Genomic DNA, 4,179 nt, shown 5'->3' on the forward strand with positions numbered 1-4,179 from the left:
TGATCTGCATTTGGCTGTGGCTGCGCTGGCGCGGGATCCCCCTGCGGTTCGCGGCTGGCGGGCGCGATCACGGGGGTGCTGTTTGCTTTTGAATTCATCTGTTTGTTTGTCGCACTTGATCTGACAACCGTGGGCCGGTCGGGGGTGATATTCTATTCCATGCCGGTCTGGCTGGCGCTGATGGCGCATCTGTTCATCCCCGATGACAAGATCACACCGCGCAAGGCTCTGGGGCTGGGGTTTGCGCTGGCGGGGGTGGCTTGGGCGATCCTGATGCGCGATGATGGCGTGGGCAGCCTGTGGGGCGATCTGGCGGCGCTGGGTGCGGCGATGGGCTGGGCGGCGATGGCCATGGTGATCAGAACAACGTCACTGGGGCAGGTGCGCCCGGAAATCCAGCTGATGTGGCAGGTCGGCGTATCGGCCCCGATCATGCTGGTGGCGGCGCTGTTTTTCGGCCCGTTGGTGCGCGAACTGGCGCCGGTGCATGTCGCGGGCCTGCTGTTTCAGATCGTCATCATCGTCAGCGCGGGTTTTATCTTTTGGCTGTGGCTTTTGTCGATCTATCCGGCCTCTGGCGTGGCGTCGTTCAGTTTTCTGACGCCGGTGCTGAGCGTGGGCATGGGCTGGGCGATCTTGGGGGAACAGGTGGGCGTTGATCTGATCGGCGCGCTGGTGCTGGTGGTGATCGGGATTGTCCTGATCAACCGCAGACCACGGGTGCCGGGGTAAACCGCCCTATGTGCCGCAAAACGTTCGCGTGACCCGTTCGTCGCTGGTGGGTGCGCGGGTAAAATCTGCGGTTTCCGCAGTCACCTTAAAGGGTTGCGTGACCGCCGCCAGCAGCGCATGAAACGGCGCGAAATCACCCGCAACACCGGCGCTGATCGCCTGTTCCACACGGTGGTTACGCGGGATGATCAGCGGGTTGGCCTGCGCCATGATCCGTGCTGCATCGGGTGATCTGCGTGCCGCCCACCGTTGCCGCCACGCGTCAAAGCCGGCGCGGTCAAGGAACTGGTCGCGTGCATCGGGCAGATGGGCGAACACATTGGTGAAATCGGCCTGATCCTGCGCCATCAGCGCCAACAGGTCAGTCACCAGCCCGCGATCCTCGGCGGTGATATCTGCGATCCCCAGCTTTGCGGCGAACACATCCAGCCACGCCGCATCAAACAGATCGGCAAAGCGATGCACGCGGGCAGTGAAATCCGCAATCGCGGCATCGCGGTCGGGCATCAGCGGGATCAGCGCGGTGGCAAATTGCGCCATGTTCCACGCACCAATGCCGGGTTGGTTGGCATAGGCATAGCGCCCTTGCCGGTCAATCGCGCTGAACACCGTGTCAGGGTGGAAACTGTCCATAAAGGCGCACGGCCCGTAATCAATCGTTTCGCCGGAAATCGCCACGTTATCGGTATTCATCACCCCGTGGATAAACCCCAACCCCATCCATTGCGCAATCAACCGCGCAGACCGCGCGATCACCGCATCCAGCAAATCCACCGGACCGGTCGCACCCGGATAATGCCGCGCGATCACATGATCGGTCAGTGCCTGCAATGCGGTAATATCCCCCCGCGCGGCCAGAACCTGAAACGTGCCAACGCGGATATGGCTTTGCGCCACGCGGGTCAGGACAGCGCCGGGCAGGGGGCCATCTTCGCGCAGCACGATTTCACCCGTGCTGACAGCCGCCAGCGCGCGGGTCGTGGGCACGCCTATGGCGTGCATCGCCTCTGACACCAGATATTCGCGCAGCACCGGCCCAAGCCACGACCGCCCGTCGCCGCCGCGTGAATAGGGGGTGCGCCCGGCACCTTTCAACTGGATGTCGCGGCGGATGCCGTCGGTGCCGATGACTTCGCCCAGCAGCACCGCGCGGCCATCGCCCAGTTGCGGGTTCCAGTGCCCGAACTGGTGCCCGGCGTATAGCTGCGCCAGCGGGTTCGCTCCGGCTGGCACGGTATTGCCCGCCCAGACGGCCGCATCCGCCAGATCGCCGGTAATGCCCAGCAGTGCGGCCAGATCGCGGTTAACCGCGATGATCTGCGGATCGCGCACAGGGGCCGGGCGCTGCGGTGTGAACATCTGCGCAGGCAGGGTGAAATAGCTGTTGTCAAAGGGAATTTGCATCACATCATATCCGTCATCACGCGCAGGGTCTGATCCGTTTCAAACCCGGCCTTGGCGCAAAACCGCGCCAGCGCATCATCGCCAACCGCGATCCGTACATGCAGCGCCCGCAGGTCGGCGCGGCCAAGGGTGACCGCCACGGCATGCAGCACCTCTGTGCCGATGCCGCGTTTGCGCACGCTGGGGCGGATATAGATATCTTCGACCCAGCCGATCATCCCGCCCAGATCGACCGACCAGCCAAAGCTGATCATCACATAGCCCAGCGGCGCGCGCGCAGGGCCAATCAGCCAGACAGCGCCCAACGGGCTGCCATCCAACAGGGGGGCGATGACATTTTCGCGGTGCGCGTCATCATGGGGCAGGGCGCGTTCCGCGTGGCTGCGCTGCATCAGCGCCAGCGCGGTCACGGCATCATCGGGGCCGGCAAGGTGAATGGCCGTGGTCATAGCCGCGCCAGCCGGTCCGCCAGCAGCGCATAAAAGCCGGCCGCGTCGATATCTTTCATGAACAGCGCATTTTTGGGCCGGTCGGTGATGCGCCACCAGTCGGCGACGGTCATGCCAAGGGTCAGGTCCGATCCGGTTTCGATTTCGACGTTGATCAGGCGCCCTGCGAACAATTCGGGCCGGACCAGATAGGCGATGGTGCAGGGGTCGTGCAGCGGCGCGCCTTCTGATCCGTATTTTTCCATATCAAAGCGTTCAAAGAAATCGGTCCAGGCCGCAACCATATCGCCCACCTTGGTGCCCAATGCGCGAAACGCATCAATGCGCGGTTTTGTGGTCAGCGCCTTGTGGGTCACATCCAGCGGCATCACCACCAGCGGCGCGCCCGCGCCAAACACGATTTTCGCCGCCTCGGGGTCCACATAGATATTGAATTCAGCCGTCGGGGTAATATTGCCCACCTCGAAATAGGCGCCCCCCATCAACACGATTTCCTGCACGCGGCCGATGATATCGGGCGCACGCTGAAACGCGGTAGCGATATTGGTCAGCGGCCCGACCGGCACCAGCGTCACGGTGCCCGCAGGTTCAGACCGCAGCGTTTCGATAATGAAATCAACGGCGTGCTGGTCCTGCAATGGCATCGTGGGGGCATCCAGTTGCGGTCCGTCGAGGCCGGTTTTTCCATGCACATGTTCCGCCGTGACCAGTTTGCGGGCAAGCGGGGCGTCACAGCCTGCGAAAACCCTCACGTCGGGCCGCCCGGCCAGTTCGCAGACGATGCGGGCGTTTTTCTCGGTCAATGGTAGCGGCACATTGCCGGCCACGGCCGTAATGCCCAAAAGGTCGATATCCTCGGGCGAGGCAAGAGCCAACAAAATGGCGACGGCATCGTCCTGTCCGGGGTCTGTGTCGATGATGATCTTGCGCGGGGCCATTGGTTTTCCTGTGATGTTGTTTGCGCACAGACTGTCGTGTCAGGCGGGCAGGGGCAAGGGGGGCAGGTGCCCCATTTGCATCAATCCGCAGGCCTGTTTGCGCGGCGTCTTGCCAGTTTGCCCGCCGCGGATCGGAAAAGTTACGCCAGCGGTCACGGGCGCGCGCATGATCAGCGTGCTTTGGCGTATCAATTTGCGGCATTCGGCCAGACCGCGCCGTTTTTCTTTTGTTTTCGCGGCGCCCATGGAAAAATGCGCAGCAAACGCACATTTATCATTGTAAGGGCAACAAACGCCTTTGCACTGTCCGAAAACAGGAGAACGAAAATGACTCTTACGAAAAAGCTGCTGACACCTATTGCCTTGCTGACTGCGCTTGCTGTCCCGGCTTTTGCGCAGGATCCCGCCATCGATATCAACGGCGATGGCATGTATAGCTTTCCTGAATTGCAGGCCGTGATGCCTGAAATGACGCAAGAGCGGTTTAACAGCCTTGATACTTCGGGTGACGGTCTGTTGGATGCCGATGAAATTGCGGCCGGCGTGGCAGCAGGGGTGCTGCCGGGCTGACCTTTTTCTGAACGTCCCCGTGCCAACCGTGGCACTGGGGCGTTTTTACTTTCCGCCCCTTGCCAGCGCGGCGACGCCTGTGCGGG

The 4,179-nt window shown here is 62.3% G+C and carries 5 protein-coding genes; 2 read left to right on the forward strand and 3 right to left on the reverse strand.

What is annotated here, in order from left to right; all coding sequences use genetic code 11:
• Positions 1 to 102 precede the first annotated feature (102 nt).
• On the forward strand, positions 103 to 732 hold the full coding sequence (locus tag IBX59_RS14740) for a DMT family transporter (protein ID WP_296376919.1): 630 nt from the start codon (positions 103 to 105) through the stop codon (positions 730 to 732).
• A gap of 6 nt (positions 733 to 738) precedes the next feature.
• Here IBX59_RS14740 and IBX59_RS14745 read toward each other — a convergent pair whose 3' ends face one another.
• From IBX59_RS14745 to IBX59_RS14755, 3 genes are read right to left on the reverse strand one after another with little or no spacing between them, the layout of a single operon-like run.
• A complete protein-coding gene (locus IBX59_RS14745; protein WP_296376921.1) occupies positions 739 to 2,136 on the reverse strand; it encodes a YdiU family protein in 1,398 nt (465 codons plus the stop codon).
• Positions 2,136 to 2,585 carry a GNAT family N-acetyltransferase gene (locus tag IBX59_RS14750; RefSeq protein ID WP_296376922.1) on the reverse strand — a complete coding sequence of 150 codons (450 nt, stop codon included), beginning with the start codon at positions 2,583 to 2,585 and terminating at the stop codon, positions 2,136 to 2,138. Before IBX59_RS14750 ends, IBX59_RS14745 begins: the two co-directional genes overlap by 1 nt.
• Positions 2,582 to 3,523, reverse strand: coding sequence for a nucleoside hydrolase (locus IBX59_RS14755; RefSeq protein ID WP_296376924.1), 942 nt, complete (start codon positions 3,521 to 3,523; stop codon positions 2,582 to 2,584). Before IBX59_RS14755 ends, IBX59_RS14750 begins: the two co-directional genes overlap by 4 nt.
• Before the next feature lie 327 nt (positions 3,524 to 3,850).
• Between IBX59_RS14755 and IBX59_RS14760 the strand changes: the two genes are divergently transcribed.
• Positions 3,851 to 4,093, forward strand: coding sequence for a hypothetical protein (locus IBX59_RS14760; RefSeq protein ID WP_296376926.1), 243 nt, complete (start codon positions 3,851 to 3,853; stop codon positions 4,091 to 4,093).
• Positions 4,094 to 4,179 lie beyond the last annotated feature (86 nt).

This window comes from Yoonia sp. (assembly GCF_014859355.1).
Classification (GTDB): Bacteria; Pseudomonadota; Alphaproteobacteria; order Rhodobacterales; family Rhodobacteraceae; genus Yoonia.